This is a genomic window from Moorena sp. SIO3A2 (genome assembly GCF_010672265.1).
Taxonomy (GTDB): Bacteria; Cyanobacteriota; Cyanobacteriia; order Cyanobacteriales; family Coleofasciculaceae; genus Moorena; species Moorena producens.
In genome coordinates this window covers 77,568-100,195 of the sequence record NZ_JAAHHC010000015.1, presented here as the reverse complement: position 1 = coordinate 100,195, position 22,628 = coordinate 77,568, and the positions used below count along the sequence as shown (strand labels likewise).

Here is a 22,628-nt window from a genome sequence, read left to right as displayed (position 1 = left end):
GAATTAGATTCAAAAGTCCCCCTTATTAAGGGGGATTTAGGGGGATCTGAATCAGGGATTAACAAAACTGACATGCTCCATTTGTTACTTGTTACTTGACTTTCAACCAATAAGGAGAAATAGTTAACCAGGATAGGAAAAATGTAGAATGTAGAATGTAGAATTAAGAATGTAGAATTAAGAATGTAGAATTAAGAATGTAGAATTAAGAATCCAATTCTAAATTCGCGCATTCTTAATTCTTAATTCTATTAAGATCATCCCTGAATTGAGCGAAAGTTGGAAGCCCCAACCTACTTCGTGTCGGTTGGGGTACTTCACTGTTACCTAGCTGCTGATCAAGCTAAGTCATATTTCAGGGGTTTATTCCTCAGAGCCGGATAATTTCTGTGGAATCATGTTTTGATGGAGGGTAATTATCCGGCATGATGTCATTGATCCCCTAATCTGCGACATATGTGACATCCGTTGCCCTATTTACCCTGATCAATACCGAAAGAACTTGCGTCACATACTTAGCAGCCTACTTGGGCAATGGATTGCTGGTTTTCGCTAGTACTGCCGTTAGTAGTGGACTGTTTAACCTGTGCTTTGTCAAGGGTAGCTTGCACAAATCCCACAAACAATGGATGGGGATGACTAGGACGGGAGCTAAATTCTGGGTGGAACTGAGTGGCAATAAAGAAGGGGTGTTCTTTCAATTCAATTATTTCCACTAGGCGACCATCGGGAGAAGTCCCACTAATCACAAAACCTGTTTCTAGAAATAGGTTGCGATAAGCATTATTAAATTCATAGCGGTGGCGGTGGCGCTCATAAATAACTTCTTCTTGGTAGAGGGAAGATGCTAGAGTATCAGGTGCTATACGGCATGGGTATAGCCCTAAACGCATGGTACCGCCTAAATCCACTACATCTTGTTGTTCTGGCAATAGATGAATGACGGGATTCTTGATATCAGTGAAAAACTCGGCACTATGGGCATCTTCTAAGAGGGCTATGTGCTGTGCCCATTCAACTACAGAACACTGCATCCCTAAACATAAGCCCAGCAAGGGAATCTGATTTTCCCTAGCATACCGAATGGCCTGAATTTTGCCATCTACTCCCCGAATCCCAAAGCCTCCAGGAATAAGGATACCGTTAAAACCGTTTAGGAAGGGTTCAGGGCCGTAAGCTTCCACATCCTCAGCACTAACCCAGTGTATTTTGATTTTGGTATCCTTTGCGATCGCAGCATGCTGCAAAGCTTCCACAACGGATAGATAGGCATCAGTTAGTTTGATATACTTACCAACAATGGCAATTTCAAGATGGTGAGTGGGATTATGCAAACGCTCAACTAACCGCTGCCAATGGGTTAAATCTGGTTCCCGTTGCTCCATCTGGAATAACTCTAGAGTTTGCTGGGCTAGTCCTTCTTTTTCTAGCATTAGGGGGACTTCGTAGATACTGCTGGCGTCCTGTGCAGAAATAACTGACTCTACTGGTACATCACAGAATGCTGATATTTTATCTTTTAATCCGCTTGGGAAAGCGCGATCGCATCGGCAAATTAAAATATCCGGTTGAATCCCAATGGCACGCAATTCCTTGACGGAGTGCTGGGTTGGCTTAGTTTTTATTTCTCCAGCCGCAGGAATCCAAGGTAATAGGGTGACGTGCATATAAAGGACGTGATTGCGCCCGACATCCTTACGGAATTGACGAATTGCTTCCAAAAACGGTAGGGATTCAATATCCCCCAATGTGCCACCAATTTCTGTAATCACTACATCAGGATTGGAATTTTGGGCAACTCGATGAATGCGCTGTTTTATTTCATTGGTAATGTGGGGAATCACCTGCACTGTTCCCCCCTGGTAGTCACCGCGACGTTCTTTATTGATTACGGCTTGATAAATCGAGCCAGTTGTGACACTGTTTAGGCGAGAGACGGAGGTATCCGTGAAGCGTTCATAGTGACCTAAATCTAAATCTGTCTCGGCACCGTCTGATGTTACAAACACTTCTCCATGTTGGTAGGGACTCATGGTGCCCGGATCTACGTTAATATAGGGGTCTAGTTTAAGAATCGAGACGGAATAGTTCCGGGATTTGAGTAAACGTCCCAAGCTAGCAGCAACAATCCCCTTGCCAATACTGGATACAACCCCTCCAGTTATGAAGACAAACTTAGTCATAATAGTAATAATATTATAGCGCGATATAGATTTTCTGGGTTCATTGTGCCATGGTACACCAGAGTTGTTTGGTGCTGCTGAGCTATCAGCTATCAGCTATCAGTATTCAGCTATCAGCTATCATTTACCAGCAATCAGCAATCAGCAATCAGTTATCAGCAATCAGCAATCAGCAATCAGTTATCAGCTTAAGCGCTACGCGCACGCTACTTGAGGTGCTATCAGCTTAAGCGCTACGCGCACGCTACTTGAGGTGCTATCAGCTTTCAGCCAACGGCTGACCACTGACCACTGAAGGTGACGGCTGACGGCTGACCACTGACGGCTGACCACTGACGGCTGACCACTGACGGCTGACGGCTGACGGCTGACCACTGACCACTGACCACTGACTACTGACCGCTGACCGCTGACCGCTGACCGCTGACCGCTGATCGATGCAAAACCCCTAGGATTCCTCATCCATTGGATTACCGAGGTCTAGATTACCGACGTCAAAGACAATGACAAATTGAGCATCAGGCATTAATCGTTTCAGAGCCCATAAGTGTCCTTCCGCATCAGACCGGTTCCGGAAGCGAGCAACGACTCTCCGCTGCATCTTGGGTAACAGCCGAATGACCACCCACGGATGAAGGCGTTCAGAATAACTCATAATCAAACTATCTCCTTTTGTAGGGGAGCCAGAGCTAGCCCGCCGACGGTCCAACATCTACGGGCTAGCTCTTGACTCCGGGCGTCTCAGCGCCCACTCTTTTATTCTATCATAAAAATTTTATATTATAACATATTTTTAAATTTTTTGTTAAAAACTGGTTGGGAATCGGGAATCGGGAATCGGAACCCACCCCTAACCCCTCCCAGGAGGGGAACGGGAATCGGGAATCGGAACCCACCCCTAACCCCTCCCAGGAGGGGAACGGGAATCGGGAATCGGGAATCGGGAATAAGGAATAGGTAAAAAATTTTATGTACCTTTATAGCTTATAGTTATGAAAAACGCTGTATAGCATTTATAAATAGGTCATTAACAATCTGGCGGATTTCTCATAACATCAAAAAGTCTTTGTAGCTTATTGATACAGTCGCTAATGGGGTAGCATCCTTTGACCGCGCTGCATCGCTCTTTTCTACTATTCCCGATTCCCTATTCCCTGCTCCCTGCTCCCTACTCGCTGCTCCCTAAAACCCAGAAATTTCTACCTCACAAAATTAACAACTACTTGACTTATTGCTATGGGTCTATTATTCTGTTTATTAGCTACTTTATCCACTTATATAATCCTTGGATACGTTAATCCTGTCAGTGGGAAAAGTGCATTTAATACTTCTAAGGTAAACGAATCTAGATCTATAACAATGTCTTATCCTACTCAAGAGTCAGAATTCAGTAGTCATGACAATTTTGAAGTCAGTCAATCATCTGCACAACTAAAACTTTATGGTGCTCTTCGGAGCCGAGCTGCGATTGTGCAGTGGTATCTTGAGGAGTTGGGAGTGCCCTATAAGTATATCTTGCTGGATATGAAAGCTGGAGAGCATAAACAGCCGGAATACTTGTCGATTAATCCAATGGGGAAAGTGCCAGCAATTGTAGATGGGGACTTTAAACTTTGGGAGTCGGGAGCGATTTTGGTTTACTTAGCTAATAAGTATGGAGAAACCCCTAGTTCTCTGGAAGAACAGTCGGAGATTTTGCAGTGGGTTTTGTTTGCTAATGCTACTTTAGGACTAGAATTGTTTTGGGACGATAGACGGGAGAAAGAAACTTCCAGTTTGTTGAAGCCACTAAATGAACTATTAACGGATAAACCGTTTTTGTTAGGGGATAATTTAAGTGTGGCGGATATTGCAGTAGGCTCTTATTTAGCTTATGCCAAAATACTGGTAAATTTGGATTTGAAAGAGTATCCAGCTATTGCTGATTATGTGATGCGTTTGTCTCAACGTCCAGCTTTTAGAGAAACTATTGGTAATCGGTAATCGGGAGTGGGGAGATGGGGAGATGGGGAGATGGGGAGATGGGGAGATGGGGAGATCGGAACAGTAACGAGAATTGTATTAGTTGTATTTGGTGCGATCGCATACCGGTTCTCTGCGATGTGCCGCAGGCACCGCTACGCGATCGCATACCGGTTCTCTGCGATGTGCCGCAGGCACCGCTACGCGATCGCATACTGGTTCTGTAAACGCGATGTGCCGCAGGCACCGCTACGCGATCGCATACTGGTTCTGTAAACGCGATCGCATACCGGTTCTCTGCGATGTGCCGCAGGCACCGCTACGCGATCGCAATATGGGCTGCTCATCAGTGCGTCAGTGCAACAGTTTTCTGACCCCTTTTCCCACTAAAACCACACTTACAACCTTTACAACTTTTACCACCCTCTAGCTAGAGATAGTGTCAGTGCAACAGTTTTTGTGACCCTTTAAACTTTTTCCTCTCTTACCACCCTTAAAACCCCTAAACTCAGATATAGCAGTCGCCAGGGCAGTTAGGACATGACAAAAGTCTCAAAGCTAAGTATAGCAATAGTTTTACTTCTGACTTCTGACTTCTGCTATAGCGTTAATGCAACAGTTTTTCTAACCCCTCTTACCACCCTTACCACTCTCTAGCTAAAGATAGTGTCAATGTCTTGATGCAATAGCGAGTGGGGGAAACCCCCAAGACCGCGCTGCATCGCTGCAATAGTTTTTCTAACCCCTTGCATTTTATGAGAATTTGTGTTAAGTTAACAGTAACGTTAAAGCAATGGTTTTGCTGCCATGATGATTTCTACCGCCCAAGCCGCTGAATTACTAGGTGTTTCTGCCACTCGCGTCCGTTTCCTGCTGAGCAAAGGCAGAGTGAAGGGGGCTTATAAGGTGGGTAGGACTTGGGTGATTCCTCTGTTTGATGGTATGCCGGTGGTCACTCCTGGTACTCGCGGACCGAAGCGGAATTGGTCAAAGCGCACGGAGTACACTAAGGCTGTGATTCACGTTAATCAGAAGGTAATTCGCCAAAATCTCAAGAGCGGGGAGCGCAACCCTGTGATCACGGTGAAACGGGGTTCTAAAAATACTTACGGTCATACGGTAGAAGTCAATGGCCCCTGTCGGGTGATGTATCGTCCGGATGATCCATTAAAATGTGGGGCTAGGGTGTGGATTGAGACGATTTCTGATTATAAGGTGAGCTAAGGATTCAGCTTGTAGGGTGGGCAAAAACAGTTTGGTGATTTTGATTGGTCACTACATGATTACGTTGCCCACCCTACCCTACTCTACTTTGAGTAGGGTGGGCAAAAACAGTTTGGTGATTTTGATTGGTCACTACATGATTACGTTGCCCACCCTACCCTACTTATGGGCTATCGGCAAGTCAGCTAAGGATTCAGCTTGTAGGGTGGGCAAAAACAGTTTGCTTCTTTTGATTGGTCACTAAATGATTACGTTGCCCACCCTACCCTACTTATGGGCTATCGGCAAGCTAAGGGAACAGCTTTTGAATAAAACAGGTAAGCAAAAGTTTAATCTGAGTAAAGTCACAGCGCTTGTGGCATGTGCCAAAAAGCTGTTCGCCCAGGGTGAGCCTTTAGCTGACGGCTGACAGCTGACGGCTGAATGCTTACGGAAAAACCGTTTGCTTGTTTTGATTCGTCACGAATAGATTACTTTGCCCACCCTACCTAATAAAACTTAACAGAATCAACAGGTATTTTATGAAATAATCCCAGACATCGGGAGCATTTTGATTGATTAACATGAAAGCTGTGGTTTACGGACTTCTGCAAGCAAGTCCCTTTGTTCTGTGTTCTCTACTGGCTGCAACTACCGCATTAGGGCAAATTACTCCAGATAATACCCTCGGTAATGAACGGTCTGTGGTAACGCCCAATGTGACTATTAAGGGTGCCCTAGCAGATTTAATTGAAGGTGGCGCGATTAGAGACAGTAATCTCTTCCACAGCTTTTCAGATTTTAATGTGGGTGAGATGGGACGGGTTTATTTTGCTAATCCGGCTGGAATTGAGAACATCCTGAGTCGGGTAACTGGAGGTAATGTTTCCAATATTTTAGGGACTCTGGGAGTGTTGGGAAATGCTAACTTATTTCTGATAAATCCCAACGGTATTGTCTTTGGTCCCAATAGCAGCCTAGATTTGGGAGGCTCATTTTTTGGGAGTACTGCCAACAGCGTGGTGTTTGACAATGGTTTTCAATTCAGCGCCACCAACCCAGATGCTCCACCTCTGTTAACGATTAAGGGGCCTCTTGGTTTGCAATATGGAGAAAACTCAGGCAGTATTAGGGCACAAGGAATTAGTGGTTTCCAGAGTTTCTTTCAAGGACTAGGGCTAAGAGTGCAACCTGGTAAAACTTTAGCTCTTGTAGGAAGGGATATTACCTTAGAAGGATTTTTTCTAGAAGCACGAGGTGGTCGGATTGAACTGGGTAGTGTTGCTGGTCCAGGTCTAGTAAGTTTGACACCAAAAGGGAAAGGTTGGGTTTTGGGATACGAAGGTATTGAGAACTTTCGGGATATCGGAATACTGAGGTCTTTTATCAGTACCAGCGTTGAAGAACAAAATGACCTGGCTGCCCAAGACAGCGACGGAGCAATTTCCATCCGGGGTTCACAGTTAGATATTGGTAGAACCTCTACCGTTAGAGCAAGCACATTCACCTCATTACCCGGTGGAGATATAAACATCGATGTTCGTCAGTTGACCCTTAGGGATGGAGCAAGCGTATTAAGTAACGCTTTTGACGAGGGAAAGGCAGGAAACGTGACTGTGAATGCTTCTGAGTCTGTGAAAGTTATTGATGGGTTGATTCAAGTTCGATTTCCTAGCGGCCTCTCTGCTTTCACTTCTGGTGCGGGAGATGGGGGAGACATTCTGATTAACACTGACTTTTTTTTGCTTCAGAATGGAGGACAAGTGGATACTATTACTCGTGGTGAAGGAGACGCAGGAAGCTTGAGTGTGAACGCCTCTGAAGTTCAAGTAATTGGTGCTGAGTTTCCCAGCGTCTTGTCTACTCAAACTCAAGGGATAGGAAAAGCTGGAAATTTAAGTATTACTACTGGGAAGTTACTTGTTCAAGATGGAGGACAAGTTAGCGCTAACACAAGAGGTGAAGGGAACGGAGGAACCTTGAGAGTGAATGCCTCTGATTCTGTTCAAGTGATTGGTACATCAGCCAATGGTGAGTTTACCAGCGGATTATTGATTCAAGCTAATCGAGAAGCAACAGGAAATGCAGGAGAGTTGTTGAATATTACCACTGATAAGTTAATAATCTCTGATGGAGCAGAAGTTAGCGCTAGAGGGAGCATCCCAATTTGGCACGTTAGCTCTTTTTAGGGGGCTGAAACCCTTGAAATATCGTTGCTTTGGGTAATATTGTTTCCAAAATGGGATGCTCCCGCGCTAGAAGCATTCAACCGGGGAGTTCAGCAGGCAGGGTAGAGATTAATGCCAACTCCATCTTCCTTGACAACAAAGGAATCATCACAGCAGAAACAGCAGGAAAAGAAGGCAATATTATCCTAGAAGCTCGTGATATCCGACTCCTCGACGAAAGCAACATTACCACTAACGCCCAGAATACTGATGGGGGAAATATAGAAATTAATACTGATACCCTAGTCGGTCTCGGAAATAGCGACATCACCGCCAATGCTGAATTTGGCCCAGGAGGTCGTGTTGAGATTAATGCCCAAGGCATCTTTGGCTTAGAGTTCCGGGATCGTCTAACTCCAGACAATGACATCACCGCCACCTCCACCCTTGGCCCATCTTTCAGCGGTGAAGTAATCCTTAATACCCCAGACGTAGACCCCACCTCAGGCTTAACCGAATTACCAGCAAGCCTAGTCGATGCAGAAGCAATCCTCGCCAATGACCTTTGTGGCTTTGAGAATAATCGGATTGCTGGCGGCAGTTCCTTTACCATTACCGGCAAAGGGGGTTTACCACCGACTCGATTAGATCCGGTGATTAATACCGACAGAACAGTGGGCTGGAGAACTCGTCCTGGCTCAGCCAGCACCAGGAGACAAAAATTGCAGCAACAACCTAATGTCAGACGCCCTCAACCTGCCCAAGAAAAAAAAGTGATTATCGAAGCCCAAGGCTGGGTCAGAGCCAAGGATGGCACAATTATTCTGACGGCGCAACCGTTTAGGGGTACTCCTGTTGAGCAGATATTGCCCCATCTTGATTGTCATTCGGGAATCGGGAGTAGGGAGCAGGGAGCAGGGAGTAGGGAAGAGTAATATATAGCGTTTATCGTAGTTATGAGGTACGCTTTTCAACCTCAAAGTCCCCCTTATTAAGGGGGATTTAGGGGGATAATAGGTACCTTATGGGATATAAAATTGCTATAGCATTTTTATTTAAAAGGTGAACATACTCTCTGAAAGAAAGGCAAGAGGCAAGAGGCAAGAGTTAATCAACTATTATTACTATTCCCTATTCCCAATTCCCTTAATTAATTATTATGAAAAAACTATCATTTGTAATTGCCATCGCATTAACCTGTTTACTACCATCCGGGAAAGCCTTATCAAATTCTGCTGATTTTGGGTATAATTTTGCCCCCCTAGCCCCCCAGCGAGCAATCCCTCGCTGGGGGGAACAAAACTCCCAAAGTCCCCCAAATTTGGATGATTTAGGGGGCTTTAACAAGACTAAACGGTCGCGCATTCACTCGAAGATTCAGCAACGCCTAATTCCCGATTCCCTAGGACAACAAGCCCAACACCTCTATGAAACAGGGCAATATCAACAGGCGATACCGTTGTTGGAGCAAGTTATTAGTAACTACAGGGAGAGTGGGGATATTATTGGTGAGATTAACTCCTTAGTTAATCTAGCTTTAGTTTATCAACGTTTGGGAAAGTTGGAACAAGCTCAAGAAATACTATCCCAGAGTTATAGCAAATTATCACAACTCCATAATACCAAAGAAAGTCAAGAATTACAAGCCCAAATTTTGTCAGTGGAAGGACAAGTATACTTATCTCTAGGTGATGCCAAACAAGCTTTATCAAATTGGAAGCAAACTAGTGCTATTTACCAAGACCTAGGAGACCTAAATCGATTAACAGAAAGTCAGATTTACCAAGTGCAAGCCTTACGATCATTAGGGTTGTATCATCAAGCTAATAAAACGTTAAATAAAATCAAGGAAACTCTCCAAGAGCAACCGGATAGTAAACTCAAAAGTACCGCCCTCCAATACCTAGGTAATATCCTGCGCCGAGTGGGTAAATTCCAAGACTCTCAAGAAATTTTACAACAAAGTTTAGCCATCGCCGAAAACTTACCAAATCAGACTTTGATTGCTGAAAGTCTACTCAGTTTGGGGGATACAGCTAGATTACAAGGGGAAACAGAAGAGGCAATGGATTTCTATCAACGGGTTGTGGAGGAATCTCCCTTACCGGATCTTAAGATTCAGGGACAATTAAATCAACTAAGTATATTGATAGCTAAACAAGAGTGGTCACAAGCCAGAAAGTTATTGTCAGGGATAGACTATACCTTAACGACATTATCTCCAAATCAAACAGCAATAAGTGCTAGAATTAATCTAGCCCAAACCCTGTCAAAAAGTAAAAACTCAAATCTCAAATCTCCCAACTCCCTGGCTACTTATCTCGCCGATGCCCTTAAGCTGGCTAGGGAGTTGGGAGATAAAAGAGCGGAAGCTGAAGCTATTGGTAACTTGGGAACCTTATACGAACACGCATCACGTCTTGATGAAGCCCAAGACTTAACGGAAAAAGCCTTACTAATTGCTCAACAAGTCAATGCTCCCGATTTAGCCTATCAATGGCAATGGCAACTGGGCAGAATCCTCAACCAAAAAGCAGATAAAAAAGGTGCGATCGCGGCCTATTCTCAATCGGTGCAAACCCTGCAATCGATTCGTAGCGACCTAGTCGCGATTAGTAGCGATATTCAGTTTGAGTTTCGAGAAAGTGTCGAACCAGTCTACCGAGAATTAGTAGGACTACTCCTAGAACCCAATGCATCTCAAGAAAACCTCAAACAAGCACGAGATGTGATTGAATCCCTGCAACTAGCAGAACTAGACAACTTTTTTAGGGATGCCTGTCTAGATGCTAAACCAGTTAATATCGATGAAATAGACCCAAAAGCCGCGATATTCTATACCATTATCTTGCCAGACCGCCTGGAAGTAATTGTCACCTTGCCCGGGCAACCTCTGCGCCAAATCACCACTAACTTACCTCAAACAGAAATAGAACAACAATTGGCTTTGGCTTGGAGAACTATTACTAGCCCTTGGCGAGGTCTTGAAAAGGAAAACTTGCAAACAATACACGACTGGTTAATCACCCCCATTGAAGCGGAACTAGCCAACAGCAACATCCTCACCCTAGTATTTATTCCAGACGGAGCCCTGCGGAATATTCCCATGTCTGTGCTTTATGACGGGGAAAACTATGCTATCGAGAAATATAATATTGCGGTAGCACCTAGTTTACAATTAATCGACTCTCAAGCCAATGTCAGAGAAAACGTTTCAGTTCTGGCTGCTGGAGTCACGGAAACTCGTCCCCATCGTCCCAATTTAGGAGCACTTCCTGGGGTGAAGGAAGAATTAGAGAATATCATGGCTCAAGTTCCCTCATTGATTCTACTCAATGAATCCTTTACTGAATCCAACTTCAATACAGAAGTTAATAACTCTGCGTACGAAGTGCTCCATCTAGCCACTCATGGTCAATTCAGTTCAGTAGCTGAAGAAACCTTTCTCCTGACCTGGGACGACGTAATCAATCTCAATGAGTTAAATACTCTGATCTCAGCGGATCAAAAGCAAAAAAATCCGATTGAATTACTCGTCCTCAGTGCTTGTCAGACAGCGGCAGGAGACTCCCGAGCGGCTTTGGGATTGGCTGGAGTAGCAGTGCGTACTGGGGCACGCAGTACCATTGCCAGTCTCTGGTATGTGGACGATCTAGCCACTGCAGAGTTAATGACTCACTTTTATCAGAGGTTAGCCACAGGCAAAGTTACCAAGGCTGAAGCTCTGGGTCAAGCTCAACAGGAGCTGTTGCAGACGCCGGAATTTAGTCACCCCTTTTACTGGTCGGCTTTTATTTTGTTGGGAAATTGGTTGTGAAGTGGAGTAGGGAGTAGGGGGTAGGGAGTAGGGAGTAGGGGGTAGGGAGTAGGGTGTGGGGTGTGGGGTGTGTGGGAGGTGTGGGGAGGGTGGGGAGTGTGGGAGGTGTGGGGAGTGTGGGAGGAGAGAAGAGGAGCAGGGAACAGAAAGATGTCTTAATCTTTACTTCGACTGCTATTAGGAACTGGAGCTGGCAACAGTAACGAGAATTGTATTAGTTGTATTTGGTGCGTTCGCGTAGCGTGGCCGTAGGCCAATCCCATACTGGTTCTCAAAAAAGCGATCACATACCGGTTCTCAAAATAGCGATCACATACCGGTTCTCAAAATAGCGATCGCATACCGGTTCTCAAAAAGCGATCGCATACTGCTTCTCAAAAAGCGATCGCATACCGGTTCTCAAAAAGCGATCGCATACTGCTTCTCAAAAAGCGATCGCATACCGGTTCTCAAAAAGCGATCGCATACTGGTTCTCAAAATAGCGATCGCATACTGGTTCTCAAAATAGCGATCGCATACTGCTTCTCAAAATAGCGATCGCATACCGGTTCTCAAAATAGCGATCGCATACTGCTTCTCAAAATAGCGATCGCATACCGGTTCTCAAAATAGCGATCGCATTTTTGTGTGCTGCTGACAAATATAGTGCGTCAGTGTCTTGATGCAGTCGCTCATGGGGGAAACCCCCAAGACCGCGCTGCATCGCTGCAATAGTTTTTTCTAACCCCTCTTTCCACCCTTAACATTCTTACAACTTTTAAAACACTTACCACCCTCTAACTAGAGATAGTGTCAATGCAATAGTTTTTCTAACCCCTTGCATCTTCTGAGAACTTGTGTTAATATAACAGTATTGTTAAAGCAATGGTTTTACCGCCATGATGATTTCTACCGCTCAAGCCGCTGAATTACTAGGTGTTTCTGCCACTCGCGTCCGTTTCCTGCTGAGCAAGGGCAGAGTTAAGGGGGCTTATAAGGTGGGTAGAACTTGGGTGATTCCTCTGTTTGACGGTATGCCGGTGGTTACCCCTGGTACTCGTGGCCCGAAGCGGAATTGGTCAAAGCGCACGGAGTACACCAAAGCTGTGATTCACGTTAATCAGAAGGTAATTCGCAACAATCTCAAGACGGGCGATCGCAACCCTGTGATCACGGTGAAACGGGGTTCTAAAAATACTTACGGTCATACGGTGGAGGTCAATGGTCCCTGTCGGGTGATGTATCGTCCAGATGACCCATTAAAATGTGGGGCTAGGGTGTGGATTGAGACGATTTCTGATTTTAAAGTGAGTTGATTTGGCCAGGGATGGGCGGTCAGTGGTCAGTGGTCAGTGGTCAGTGGTCAGCTTATTTTATTCAAAAGCACCGATTGCGCTACGGGCATAAGCTGATAGCTGATAGCTGATAGCTGATAGCTGATAGCGTAGTTAATGATGGATTTAGTCTTTTAAGAATAAGGGATATGAGTTTAGAGTCTAATGGAAAAGTGGCTATCATTCGCACAGAAAGGGGATTGACGATATCAGGTACACGCATCACACTCTATGATGTAATAGATTACCTAACTGCTGAATATCCTCCTAAGCTTATTCGTGGTCTCTTCAACTTAACCGAGGAACAAATAAATGCTGCTCTGGCCTATATTAAAGCCAATCGTGCTGAAGTCGAAGCTGAGTATCAAATTGTAGTGAAAGAAGCTGAAGAATTGCGACAGTATTATGAACAGCGCAATCGTGACCTGATTGCCCGACTTGCCAAAAAGCCACCATTACCAGGTAGGGAGGCGGCTTGGGAAAAGCTGCAAGCACAGAAAGCAAAACATCAAGCTCAATTTGAGTCCCAGCGATGATTTTCTTGGTTGATCATAATCTTGAAGGACATGCTCTACTTTTGTCAGGTAGTATTGCTAGCCTTGGCTGGTTGGAGCTGTTACCCATTCGGTTTGTCACTTTTGCAGAGATTGAATTATCGATTACTAGTGATGACAGAGTAGTTTGGCGGTTTGCACAAGCCAATCAAATGATCCTGCTAACAGCCAATCGGAGTATGAACGGTAAGAATTCTCTAGAGAAAGTGATGCGTGAAGAAAATACATCTACTTCATTACCTGTTGTCACAATTGGAGATTCTGATCGAGTTCTGAGTGATCCTGATTATCGCAATCGTTGTGTTGATCGGCTAATTGAGATTATCTTTGACATTGATGACTATAGAGGTTCAATGAGACTTTTCATTCCATGAATACGAAGCTCAACAATTACAAACCTTTGCTTGCCTAATTAAACTCAGTTAAGGTGGCAATATAGTCAGTAGCAATCAATTGATGCGTTCGCGTAGCGTGGCCGTAGGCCAATCGCTTTTAGCGGGCTCTTCGAGCCATCGCGTAGCGTGACCTACGGTCAATCGCAGTCAAGTTACAGCAGACTTCCTAGTGCAATAGTGGAGGCAGTAATGAAGCGAGATTTAGATTATTTCATTGGTGAGCGTGCTGAACATCTGGCGATAGTATATTTGACAAGTAGCCAAGATCTAGTTGTGGAAAGGATGAAGGCTGATTATGGGCTAGATATGTTGGTAACAATACTACGGGATAAATTACCAACAGGAAGGGTTTTTGGTGTTCACATCAAAGGTCGAGACAAAGCTTTCAAGGACATACAGCAAGAAGCGTCACTAGTTTTATCTGACCAAGAAAAGAAGTACTTTCAAGATTTGCCCTTCCCGGTATGTGTATTGTTTTTCACTATGGACGATGACAGGGGCTATTACCGATGGTTGAAGTATCCCAGTGAATCCAACCAGAGCCTTCATACTCTTGAAAACAATCAATGGCGTTCTCTGGATCAGGAGCAGGTTAGCCAGATAATCGCAGAAGTTAATGCTTGGTATAATCGAAAGCACCAATCCGCCGCATAACAACACCCATACCCCGACCGCCTTAGCATTAGGCTCAAAACCAGGAGACTTAAGTGGCATATAGTGACTTTACTCTAAAGAAAGTCAAGCTTGACTTTAATATCCAGACTGTCGAGGATCAGTCACTATTTTCCAATAGTGAAGAAATTCAAATAAGTGATTATCTGGCACAGACCTTAAAAAGAAATCTCCCTTTAGCCTTAGCCATTAATACGGAAAAAGCTAGGTCAGAACTAATCATTATTAATATTTTACTGGAAGTCAAAGAAAAATCATCTCAAAAAATTAGTCTATTCTCAGGGATTGATTTTAATGTCGATAAGGAAAAAGGCTTAACTGGATTTTGTGATTATATCATTAGTGGTTCAGAAGAGCAGTTATATTTAGATTTGCCGGTAATTACAATAGTTGAAGCTAAGAATGAAAATATTATTTCTGGCTTGGGTCAATGTATTGCGGAAATGTATGCTGCTCAACTCTTTAATCAAGAAGAAAGTTATGATTTACCCTGTGTATATGGTGCAGTAACTACAGGGGATGAATGGAGGTTTGTTAAGCTTGAAAAAAATGTCGCTTATATAGATAATGATAGCTATTATATTAGTGATATTAATAAAGTTATTGGGATTCTAGTGAACATGGTTAAAGGAAAAGCGTAATACTATTAGCCAAGGGAACAGTAAAACTAGAAAAAATTCTTTCTACCTCATTCTCCCGATTCCCGACTCCCTCGGTGCGCTTTCCGTAGGCGAATTAAATTCGCCACGGGTCGCACCGCTCCCGACTCCCGACTCCCTAAAACCCAATCGACAACTGGGCTAATTGTGAAATCAATCCGATAATTCCGCCGATTAATACTAACCATGCGGAATTTACCTTAAAGCGAAATACCAGCACCGCGCTAACTATTGCTACCATAACGGTTAACCAATCTACTAAAGCAGTACGTGCTAAGATATAAGTGACTCCTGTCATCAGTCCTAAGGAAGCGGCATTAACACCGTCTAGGAATCCACTTGCCCAGGGGGATTGGCGTAGCTTGGGCACCCAAGGATTGAGGATTCCGACTAACACAAAGGCAGGCAAAAAGATTCCAATTGTTGCAGCTACTGCGCCAACATTTCCATTCAGCAGATAGCCAATAAAGGTAGCAGTGGTAAACACAGGACCGGGAGTGACTTGACCGATTGCGATCGCATCAAGCAGTTGTTGGGAAGTAAGCCATTGATGGCGCTCTACTAAATCTTGTTGTAGAAACGCCAGCAGCACATAGCCACTACCATATAGAACGGAGCCAATTTTTAGGAAGAATAAGAACACACTAGCGGAAGATATAGAAGCAGCGGATGGTACACCGGTCTGTGCTAAAACACTAGAGAAAGGTATAAGTAAAGCACCTGTGATATTGTTTCCTCTACGCCAAAGGTTTTTAACTAGCATTACTGCAGCTCCGACCAACAGCAGTAATAGAATTTCATGGGTGCCTAAGAAGAAAGCGACAGTAGCTGCAACTCCTGCTACTGTGGTGGGAATATCTTTTGCTGCTTTTTTTCCCAACTTCCATAACGCTTGTAAAACAATGGCGATGATAACTGGTTTGATACCATAAAGGAGCCACTCTACCTGGGGCACACTCTGGTAACGGGCATAAATTGCTGCCATGATCCAGACAATCACCATTGCTGGCAAGATAAAACAAGAACCAGCAACAAACAGCCCTCGCCATCCCGCTCGCTCATAACCGATGTGAATCGCTAATTCTGTAGAGTTAGGGCCTGGAATAAGATTAGTAACTCCCAGTAGATCGAGCAGCTTCTCATGACTCATCCACTGTCGTCGCTTCACTACTTCATCATCCATGATGGCAATGTGAGCAGCTGGGCCACCAAAGGCAATTGTCCCCAATTTAAAAAAGACTAGTGCTAATTCTTTTAGTCGTTGCCCCTGTTGTTGTGGGGACAGTTGAGCGTCAGAACTGTTGTGTTGCTCAGGCTGAATATCGTCTATTTCGTTAGACACTGGTATGACTCCAAAGGCGTCAAGGTTAATATACCAAAGGGAACAGGGATTCGGGAATCGGGAGTCGGGAGTCGGGAATCGGGAATCGGGAGTTGGGAGTTGGGAGTTGGGAGTCGGGGTAATAAAATTTAATGTATAGTTATTTGCAGATAACTTATTATCGATAGTTGCGCGTAACGCATTAGCTGATAGATAAATTAGATAAATTAGATAACTGTGATCGCGTTTTATTTGCGTATTTTTATGATACAATATTACTAGAGTAATCTGTGGTAAACTATGGCTAAGTTTTACTCAGAAATCAATCAAGATTTAAGAGAGTTTATTGAGGAGCAAAAGATATTTTTTACAGCCACAGCTCCCCATCAAGGTCGTATTAACCTATCCCCCAAAGGTATTAACACTTTTCGGTGTATTGATAGTAGAACAGTGGCTTATCTAGATTTAACCGGTAGCGGTAACGAGACATCTGCTCATTTGCTGGAAAATGGCAGAATGACAATTATGTTTTGTAGCTTCACTGAAAAGCCATTAATTCTCCGCCTTTATGGTCACGGTCAGGTAATTCGACCTAGGGATAAGGAATGGGAAACAGTCTACTCCCTATTCAATAGCCTACCAGGGGAAAGGCAAATTATTGTATTGAATGTAGAATCTGCCCAAACCTCCTGTGGTTATGGTGTACCCTTGTATGACTTAAAAGGAGAGAGGGAAACTCTGCTCAAGTGGGCGAATAACAAGGGAGAAAAGGGAATTCACGAGTATTGGCAAGCCAAAAATACTGAGAGTATAGATGGGTTACCGACTAATCTTTTAGAGAATTAACAAGAATTTCGAATTTAAAATTTAGAATTGTAATTTTTTTTATTCTGCATTCTGCATTCTACATTCTACATTCTACATTCTGCATTCTACATTCTGCATTCTACATTCTGCATTCTGCATTCACCATTCTGCATTCTGCATTCTGCATTCACCATTCTGCATTCTGCATTCTGCATTCTGACAAACAACCAAACCAACTTATTGTTTAGTTTGGTCTAAATTAGCGGCAGCGCTATTGACCTCTATGGGATTTTCCTGGGCTAAATCACTATTGATATGTGATTGCTCTCCCGTAATCAAGGCAGTTGCTTGCTCTAATGCCTCGATGCGATCGCTAACTCGGTTTCTTGCTGGTAATAGTTCCAGGATTTTCAACTTTTCCAGCCTTTGATTAACCCTATCACTACCACCGACGATAAACACATCACGACGTTTGCCACGAGCCTCTTTAACCATATTCTCTATCGCTAGAGAAGCCGTCACTCCCAACAAGGTAACATCGCTCAGATCTAAGATCAGGACATCATACTTTTCCACAATCCCCATCCGCTGAGAGATAGCCTTGGCTGCACCAAAGCTCATTGGCCCGCCGAGACGGAATAGGAAAATTCGACCACGAGCCTGTTTCAGAAGCTGTTTTTCTTCATAGCTCAAACTATTTTCACCATCATCAGGAGCAGTAATTTCCTTGACCTGATCAATCTGTAGCTGACTGAGGTTTTTGACAGTCAACAGGTTGGCAATGAACACCCCAACGGCAACGGCTGTAATTAGGTCAACAAATACAGTCATGAATAACACTAAATACATTAATGCTGCTGCCTTGATGGAGACTTGATGGGCTCGTTTGAGGAAGCTCCAGTCAATAATATCGATTCCTACTTTAATCAAGATGCCCGCTAGTACAGCATGGGGAATACTTTGAGTCAGGCTTCCCGCACCCACAACAATCACCAGCAGCACTAGGGCATGAATCATGCCTGAAATCGGAGTTTGACCACCAGCCTGAACATTGATTACCGTCCGCATGGTAGCACCAGCACCAGGTAGGCCACCAAACAAGCCAGCAATCGTATTACCGATACCCTGACCAATTAATTCCCGGTCAGAGTCGTGCTGGGTACGGGTAATATTATCAGCAACCAGGGAAGTTAACAGAGAGTCGATGGCACCCAAGGTGGCTAACATTAGACCATAGCCAATCATGTCTTTGATTTGGCTGAAATTGAAGACTGGCAAATACAGCTTGGGTAAGCCTGTGGGGATTTCTCCAATCCGTCTGAGCTCGCTGTCTGGGAGGTCTCCGAAGAAGACAACCGATATCAATGTACAGACTATCAGTGCTAGTAGGGGGGATGGAATTAATCGATTCAGCCTCCGAGGTGATCCAAACATAATCACCAGAGTCAGGATTGCTAAACCGGTAGCGGCAAAATGGGGATTAGCCACGAACCTAGGAAAATCCAGGACAGACTGTACCACATTGGCAGAACTCGGATGCCCGAAAAATGGACCAATCTGTAACAGCAGAATGATCACACCAATCCCTGACATAAAGCCAGATATCACTGTGTAGGGCATCAGGGTAATGTATTTCCCCAGCCGCAACAGCCCAAATAAGATTTGAAATATCCCTCCTAGCATGACAACGGTGAATGCCATGGCTAGGCCAGTATCTGGGTTTTTAGCCACTAGCGCCGTAAACACCGTTGCCATCACTACGGTCATCGGGCCAGTGGGACCAGAAATCTGAGAGGGAGTACCGCCAAACAGAGCGGCAAACAGACCGACAAAAACAGCGCCGTAAAGACCATGAATTGCCCCAGCACCGGAGGATACTCCGAAAGCTAGAGCTAATGGTAGTGCGACAATTGCAGCAGTCAGACCACCAAAGACATCACCGCGCAAATTACGGAAATGTAAACCATTAACAAATTGCATGAGTGGGTAATTTAGTGAGAGAATAATACTTGCTCTAGGCCCACATCTAATTGATTCTTTCCATATAACTTGGAATTCCTACCATGATGGTATAGGAAAATCTAAGGGGTAGAGCCATCCAAATATAGAAACCAGGATTTACCTGGGCAACACTAAAGTATATGGCAGCAAGAATTGCTATAAGCAAGAATTGCTATATAAGATGCCTTAGAATTTTACACTAGAATTTTACACTGTTGGAGGTGAAACGGTTAAAATTATTAGTTAATGTATGGAGTCTACCACTAAATCAATCGATGCCTAGCACCAGAGACTCTGAATCTCCCCAGGGCACACAGATCTAAATTATAGAAACCTTACTCAGAAGCGATGCAGTGCGGTCTTGGGGGTTTACCCCATGAGCAACTGCATCAAGAGGTGCGACCCGTGGCGAATTTAATAATTAGATGCGGAAAGGGCACCTAACAAAGATTTAACAATTAATAAGCAAAAATACTTATTTTATCAATCTTATATCCAGTAGGCATTTCAAAATAACATACGTTTACCCTGCTGATCTCCCCAAAGAATAATTGAGCAAGGTTAGTGGGAGTATACAGAAGGATTGGTGGATTATTTCGCAAATTCTGGTGAAAAATTCCTGGAAAATCAATTACTCTGACTAGAGACTAAACACTCTTTGACTAGAGACTCGTCAATGGGACGATAGTTGTTGATCTCGCACTCAGGTTAAATCAGATTGGGATAGTCCTGGTAAGATTGGGCTAATTACTAGGATCCGTACAAGTCTTCATCCCCGTGTTTTTAAACCGGGGATGAAGAAACAAGCGCGACTAAAGTCGCCTAAAAAATCTTTCAGTAAAAGGTTGACACTTATATAGCGCCAGAGTATACTGAGAATATAGGGTAAAGGCTGAAAAACCGAGGGTGAGCCGGGAGAGAGACCCGTAACTTATTGACCTTAAAGTAGTAATGCCCGGAGGGTAGGGAAAATCCTCCTTAAAAACCCAATCATCAACTACCAATTGGTGTGTGAACCCAGAAAAATCACGCTTTGAGAAAAAAAAACGGTACGGTGGGGCACACCGGAACCGAGTGAAAAGGAAGGGAAACGGACTATGCACATGCACTTCCTATTAAGTAACTAAACGCCTAGGGAGAATCGCCCTCTGGGTCTGTCGTAAGTTGACTAAGAACTTGGTCAATACGGGTTTTTGGTTTAAGTACTGTCCTGTTTTTGGCGGCGTCAAAAATAGGAATACGGCGGTTTAAGGCGGCTCGTTGATCTAGGAATCCCCGCTTATACAAGGCCGGGGAGTGTCAATGGTAACCTATCCTGCTGTTGACGAGAAAGCATGCAAAAAATCCTGAGTTGGGCAATACTAGCTTCTGTGATTACATTACTTGTTTTACCTGTTTCGGCTGAGCAACCCCTTTTCCTGGCCTATCCCCCCCGTGAGCATAAAACTACTGCAGAGCAAATTTTCTTGATTGGTACTGCAGCCCCTACTTCACAGGTGCTGGTCAATGGTAAACCTATCCCCCGTAGCCAAAGTGGGAATTTTGCTCCTAGTTTCCCTTTGCAGCTGGGAGAAAATCGGTTTACCTTGCGCTATCTAAACCAGGAAATTCAAGTTACGGTAACTCGACTGTCTACTGAACCAGAGTTACCAGCAGGTTTGGGATTTGCGAAAGATTCCCTGACCCCAGCAGCAGATATTGCTAGATTACCTGGAGAACAGATTTGTTTTGGTGCGATCGCATCCCCTCGTGCTAGGGTTTCCGTCACCCTGGGCAATCAACAGATTTCCTTACTCCCTCAATCCCAAGATGCCCAACTTCCCTCCAATTTTGCTGTATTGACTGGTCAAAACCAACCTACACCTCGTGCAGTCATTAATAACTACGAGGGATGCGCTTTGGTATCACAGGTTGGAAATTTTGGCAACCCTGTGTTTCAACTAAATTTCAATGGCGAGAGAGTCAGTCAGCGGGGTACAGGTACAGTGGAAATTCTATCTCCTAACCGCTTAGAGGTGATAGAGGTAATAGAGGAGGCTGGGGTTGCCCGCACTGGACCGAGTACTAGCTATTCTCGCTTAACTCCTCTACCAAAGGGAACTAGAGCAGCAGTTACTGGTAAACAAGGAGACTGGTTACGTCTTGATTATGGTGCTTGGATTCGCCAGAAGGAAACCAAGGTGATTGCTGGTGCAACTCCCCCGAAGTCGATTATTCGCAGTATTACTTCCCGACAGGTACCTGGAGCAACAGAAATTCTCTTTCCCCTAGAGATACCAGTACCAGTGAGTGTGCAGCAGTCCGATAAAACCTTTACCCTAACGCTACATAATCTAACCGCTCAAACGGATACGATTTTCCTAAATGATGACCCAGTGATTAAGCGCCTAGACTGGTACCAAGTGACTCCAGACCGGGTGCAGTATAATTTTAGACTCAAATCTGAGCAGCAGTGGGGGTATGACTTGAGGTATGAAGGCACTACTCTCATTCTGTCTCTGAGACATCCACCAAACTTGAGCAGTAGAGGAATACTGGGTCTATCCACTCAACGGTTAGCAGGAATTAAGATACTGCTTGATCCCGGACATGGGGGAGCAGAAAAAGGAGCTAGGGGACCGAATGGGTATCCAGAAAAGGATGTTAATTTAGTAGTCTCGAAATTGTTGCAAAAGGAATTGGTACAACGGGGAGCAACGGTATATATGACACGGGAAACTGACAAGGATGTGTCATTACGAGACCGGATGGATATGATTCACGAACTAGAACCAACTATTGCCCTTTCTATCCATTATAATGCGTTACCAGATGATGGTGATGCCATTAATACTGCTGGGATCGGAATGTTTTGGTATCATGCCCAAGCCCACGATTTATCAGTGTTTTTGCATAATTATTTAGTCCAAAAGCTCCGGCGTCCATCCTACGGAGTATTTTGGAATAATCTCGCCCTAACCCGTCCTCACAAAGCTCCTTCGGTGCTGTTGGAATTGGGATTTATGATTCATCCAGTGGAATTTGAATGGATTAGCAATTCCCAAGAACAAAGGCAATTGGCTAATGCGATCGCAGATGGGATTACGGAATGGTTGGCTACTGTGGAGTAATGCACTAGGGAAAATCACGATTACTGAGGGGAAAAACTAATCGTGACCTAAGTTTGTTATACAGAGACGGATCAGTGCTTTGTAATGGTTGAGGCATGGCATCAAACTCTTCCTCTTCGACAGCGAGGTAAGTATCAATCTGATCAGGATTAGCTAAGTAGAAAGCGATCGCTCCGTAAACCTGTTCAAGGGTCAACAGTGGGAAAGATTGGACAATACTTTCCGGTGATAATCCGTTGCGGAAAGTATACACAACCGAGTCGAGAGAAATTCGTGTGCCTGCAATCGATGTAACCATCTAAATACGGGAAGGGGACTCCCGTTATAAACGTTAGTTTTAGCGGGTTTAAAGTTACCGTAAGATAGGGTCGCCTTATTAAAAAAGATTTAACCATGCATCTGCATAGCCCACTGACTCTAAAGGCTCCACAATAAACAGGTTTCGTCTCCGGGGAATTCCCG

The 22,628-nt window shown here is 44.3% G+C and carries 23 protein-coding genes; 16 read left to right on the top strand and 7 right to left on the bottom strand.

Annotation, left to right across the window (positions count from 1 at the left end; all coding sequences use genetic code 11):
- Positions 1–515: 515 nt before the first annotated feature.
- On the bottom strand, positions 516–2,183 hold the full coding sequence (gene pyrG / locus F6K64_RS17840; RefSeq protein ID WP_008188463.1) for a CTP synthase: 1,668 nt from the start codon (positions 2,181–2,183) through the stop codon (positions 516–518).
- Positions 2,184–2,226: 43 nt separating this feature from the next.
- Here pyrG and F6K64_RS17835 point away from each other — a divergent pair, with 43 nt between their 5' ends.
- Positions 2,227–2,397 (top strand): hypothetical protein, encoded by a 171-nt coding sequence (locus F6K64_RS17835; RefSeq protein WP_287265932.1) that lies wholly within the window; start codon positions 2,227–2,229, stop codon positions 2,395–2,397.
- Here the strand turns inward: F6K64_RS17835 and F6K64_RS17830 are convergent.
- Complete coding sequence (locus F6K64_RS17830; protein WP_154659921.1) at positions 2,379–2,645, bottom strand: hypothetical protein; 267 nt, start codon at positions 2,643–2,645, stop codon at positions 2,379–2,381. The genes F6K64_RS17835 and F6K64_RS17830 overlap by 19 nt on opposite strands.
- Positions 2,632–2,838: a hypothetical protein gene (locus F6K64_RS17825; protein ID WP_044494884.1), complete on the bottom strand. Its 207-nt coding sequence runs from the start codon at positions 2,836–2,838 to the stop codon at positions 2,632–2,634. The genes F6K64_RS17830 and F6K64_RS17825 overlap by 14 nt, the downstream gene beginning before the upstream one ends.
- A 161-nt stretch (positions 2,839–2,999) precedes the next feature.
- Here F6K64_RS17825 and F6K64_RS17820 point away from each other — a divergent pair, with 161 nt between their 5' ends.
- The 8 genes from F6K64_RS17820 (at position 3,000) to F6K64_RS17785 (ending at position 11,333) form a co-directional block, all read left to right on the top strand.
- Complete coding sequence (locus F6K64_RS17820; protein ID WP_008188457.1) at positions 3,000–3,140, top strand: hypothetical protein; 141 nt, start codon at positions 3,000–3,002, stop codon at positions 3,138–3,140.
- A 402-nt stretch (positions 3,141–3,542) separates the two neighbouring features.
- Complete coding sequence (locus F6K64_RS17815; RefSeq protein ID WP_131827469.1) at positions 3,543–4,166, top strand: glutathione S-transferase family protein; 624 nt, start codon at positions 3,543–3,545, stop codon at positions 4,164–4,166.
- Between the two features lie 91 nt (positions 4,167–4,257).
- Complete coding sequence (locus F6K64_RS17810; RefSeq protein WP_287254765.1) at positions 4,258–4,575, top strand: hypothetical protein; 318 nt, start codon at positions 4,258–4,260, stop codon at positions 4,573–4,575.
- 377 nt (positions 4,576–4,952) lie between these two features.
- Positions 4,953–5,369: a helix-turn-helix domain-containing protein gene (locus F6K64_RS17805; protein WP_008183917.1), complete on the top strand. Its 417-nt coding sequence runs from the start codon at positions 4,953–4,955 to the stop codon at positions 5,367–5,369.
- A 16-nt stretch (positions 5,370–5,385) separates the two neighbouring features.
- Positions 5,386–5,613, top strand: a complete 228-nt coding sequence (locus F6K64_RS17800) for a hypothetical protein (protein ID WP_044493093.1) — start codon at positions 5,386–5,388, stop codon at positions 5,611–5,613.
- 319 nt (positions 5,614–5,932) lie between these two features.
- Entirely contained in the window at positions 5,933–7,537 is a 1,605-nt protein-coding gene (locus F6K64_RS17795) for a filamentous hemagglutinin N-terminal domain-containing protein (RefSeq protein WP_008183921.1), read from the top strand.
- A 50-nt stretch (positions 7,538–7,587) separates the two neighbouring features.
- Positions 7,588–8,451 carry an S-layer family protein gene (locus tag F6K64_RS17790; RefSeq protein ID WP_008183923.1) on the top strand — a complete coding sequence of 288 codons (864 nt, stop codon included), beginning with the start codon at positions 7,588–7,590 and terminating at the stop codon, positions 8,449–8,451.
- A gap of 224 nt (positions 8,452–8,675) precedes the next feature.
- On the top strand, positions 8,676–11,333 hold the full coding sequence (locus F6K64_RS17785) for a CHAT domain-containing protein (protein ID WP_287265931.1): 2,658 nt from the start codon (positions 8,676–8,678) through the stop codon (positions 11,331–11,333).
- A 578-nt stretch (positions 11,334–11,911) separates the two neighbouring features.
- Here the strand turns inward: F6K64_RS17785 and F6K64_RS17780 are convergent.
- Positions 11,912–12,037 (bottom strand): hypothetical protein, encoded by a 126-nt coding sequence (locus F6K64_RS17780; RefSeq protein ID WP_287265930.1) that lies wholly within the window; start codon positions 12,035–12,037, stop codon positions 11,912–11,914.
- Positions 12,038–12,212: 175 nt separating this feature from the next.
- Between F6K64_RS17780 and F6K64_RS17775 the strand changes: the two genes are divergently transcribed.
- The 5 genes from F6K64_RS17775 to F6K64_RS17755 all read left to right on the top strand — a co-directional run bounded on the left by F6K64_RS17775 (position 12,213) and on the right by F6K64_RS17755 (position 14,909).
- The gene (locus tag F6K64_RS17775) at positions 12,213–12,629 is read left to right on the top strand and encodes a helix-turn-helix domain-containing protein (RefSeq protein WP_287265929.1); all 417 of its coding nucleotides are present in this window, start codon (positions 12,213–12,215) and stop codon (positions 12,627–12,629) included.
- A 167-nt stretch (positions 12,630–12,796) separates the two neighbouring features.
- Positions 12,797–13,183, top strand: a complete 387-nt coding sequence (locus tag F6K64_RS17770; RefSeq protein WP_008183932.1) for a DUF433 domain-containing protein — start codon at positions 12,797–12,799, stop codon at positions 13,181–13,183.
- The gene (locus tag F6K64_RS17765; protein ID WP_008183934.1) at positions 13,180–13,575 is read left to right on the top strand and encodes a hypothetical protein; all 396 of its coding nucleotides are present in this window, start codon (positions 13,180–13,182) and stop codon (positions 13,573–13,575) included. The genes F6K64_RS17770 and F6K64_RS17765 overlap by 4 nt, the downstream gene beginning before the upstream one ends.
- Positions 13,576–13,785: 210 nt before the next feature.
- Positions 13,786–14,250, top strand: a complete 465-nt coding sequence (locus F6K64_RS17760; protein ID WP_287255252.1) for a DUF4365 domain-containing protein — start codon at positions 13,786–13,788, stop codon at positions 14,248–14,250.
- Positions 14,251–14,303: 53 nt separating this feature from the next.
- The gene (locus tag F6K64_RS17755) at positions 14,304–14,909 is read left to right on the top strand and encodes a hypothetical protein (RefSeq protein WP_287265927.1); all 606 of its coding nucleotides are present in this window, start codon (positions 14,304–14,306) and stop codon (positions 14,907–14,909) included.
- A gap of 136 nt (positions 14,910–15,045) precedes the next feature.
- Here F6K64_RS17755 and F6K64_RS17750 read toward each other — a convergent pair whose 3' ends face one another.
- The gene (locus F6K64_RS17750; RefSeq protein ID WP_287255257.1) at positions 15,046–16,269 is read right to left on the bottom strand and encodes a chromate transporter; all 1,224 of its coding nucleotides are present in this window, start codon (positions 16,267–16,269) and stop codon (positions 15,046–15,048) included.
- Between the two features lie 279 nt (positions 16,270–16,548).
- On the opposite strand from F6K64_RS17750, the gene F6K64_RS17745 reads away from it, so the two are divergent.
- A complete protein-coding gene (locus F6K64_RS17745; RefSeq protein WP_008183943.1) occupies positions 16,549–17,094 on the top strand; it encodes a pyridoxamine 5'-phosphate oxidase family protein in 546 nt (181 codons plus the stop codon).
- A gap of 198 nt (positions 17,095–17,292) precedes the next feature.
- On the opposite strand, the gene F6K64_RS17740 is transcribed toward F6K64_RS17745, so the two are convergent.
- Entirely contained in the window at positions 17,293–19,035 is a 1,743-nt protein-coding gene (locus tag F6K64_RS17740; protein WP_008183946.1) for a SulP family inorganic anion transporter, read from the bottom strand.
- A gap of 1,355 nt (positions 19,036–20,390) precedes the next feature.
- Here F6K64_RS17740 and F6K64_RS17735 point away from each other — a divergent pair.
- Positions 20,391–22,166, top strand: a complete 1,776-nt coding sequence (locus F6K64_RS17735; protein WP_008183948.1) for an N-acetylmuramoyl-L-alanine amidase — start codon at positions 20,391–20,393, stop codon at positions 22,164–22,166.
- Between the two features lie 4 nt (positions 22,167–22,170).
- On the opposite strand, the gene F6K64_RS17730 is transcribed toward F6K64_RS17735, so the two are convergent.
- Positions 22,171–22,464 carry a DUF433 domain-containing protein gene (locus F6K64_RS17730; protein WP_008183950.1) on the bottom strand — a complete coding sequence of 98 codons (294 nt, stop codon included), beginning with the start codon at positions 22,462–22,464 and terminating at the stop codon, positions 22,171–22,173.
- Between the last annotated feature and the right edge of the window lie 164 nt (positions 22,465–22,628).

Excerpts from the sequence above, each read along its gene's own strand:
- F6K64_RS17815 (WP_131827469.1), top strand. The coding sequence starts at position 3,543 with ATGTCTTATCCTACTCAAGAGTCAGAATTCAGTAGTCATGACAATTTT.
- F6K64_RS17770 (WP_008183932.1), top strand. The coding sequence starts at position 12,797 with ATGAGTTTAGAGTCTAATGGAAAAGTGGCTATCATTCGCACAGAAAGG.
- F6K64_RS17765 (WP_008183934.1), top strand. The coding sequence starts at position 13,180 with ATGATTTTCTTGGTTGATCATAATCTTGAAGGACATGCTCTACTTTTG.
- F6K64_RS17830 (WP_154659921.1), bottom strand. The coding sequence starts at position 2,645 with ATGAGGAATCCTAGGGGTTTTGCATCGATCAGCGGTCAGCGGTCAGCG.
- F6K64_RS17805 (WP_008183917.1), top strand. The coding sequence starts at position 4,953 with ATGATGATTTCTACCGCCCAAGCCGCTGAATTACTAGGTGTTTCTGCC.
- F6K64_RS17825 (WP_044494884.1), bottom strand. The coding sequence starts at position 2,838 with ATGAGTTATTCTGAACGCCTTCATCCGTGGGTGGTCATTCGGCTGTTA.
- F6K64_RS17775 (WP_287265929.1), top strand. The coding sequence starts at position 12,213 with ATGATGATTTCTACCGCTCAAGCCGCTGAATTACTAGGTGTTTCTGCC.
- F6K64_RS17785 (WP_287265931.1), top strand. The coding sequence starts at position 8,676 with ATGAAAAAACTATCATTTGTAATTGCCATCGCATTAACCTGTTTACTA.
- F6K64_RS17795 (WP_008183921.1), top strand. The coding sequence starts at position 5,933 with ATGAAAGCTGTGGTTTACGGACTTCTGCAAGCAAGTCCCTTTGTTCTG.
- F6K64_RS17780 (WP_287265930.1), bottom strand. The coding sequence starts at position 12,037 with ATGCAGCGCGGTCTTGGGGGTTTCCCCCATGAGCGACTGCATCAAGAC.
- F6K64_RS17730 (WP_008183950.1), bottom strand. The coding sequence starts at position 22,464 with ATGGTTACATCGATTGCAGGCACACGAATTTCTCTCGACTCGGTTGTG.
- F6K64_RS17735 (WP_008183948.1), top strand. The coding sequence starts at position 20,391 with ATGCAAAAAATCCTGAGTTGGGCAATACTAGCTTCTGTGATTACATTA.
- F6K64_RS17740 (WP_008183946.1), bottom strand. The coding sequence starts at position 19,035 with ATGCAATTTGTTAATGGTTTACATTTCCGTAATTTGCGCGGTGATGTC.
- F6K64_RS17745 (WP_008183943.1), top strand. The coding sequence starts at position 16,549 with ATGGCTAAGTTTTACTCAGAAATCAATCAAGATTTAAGAGAGTTTATT.
- F6K64_RS17790 (WP_008183923.1), top strand. The coding sequence starts at position 7,588 with ATGGGATGCTCCCGCGCTAGAAGCATTCAACCGGGGAGTTCAGCAGGC.
- F6K64_RS17760 (WP_287255252.1), top strand. The coding sequence starts at position 13,786 with ATGAAGCGAGATTTAGATTATTTCATTGGTGAGCGTGCTGAACATCTG.
- pyrG (WP_008188463.1), bottom strand. The coding sequence starts at position 2,183 with ATGACTAAGTTTGTCTTCATAACTGGAGGGGTTGTATCCAGTATTGGC.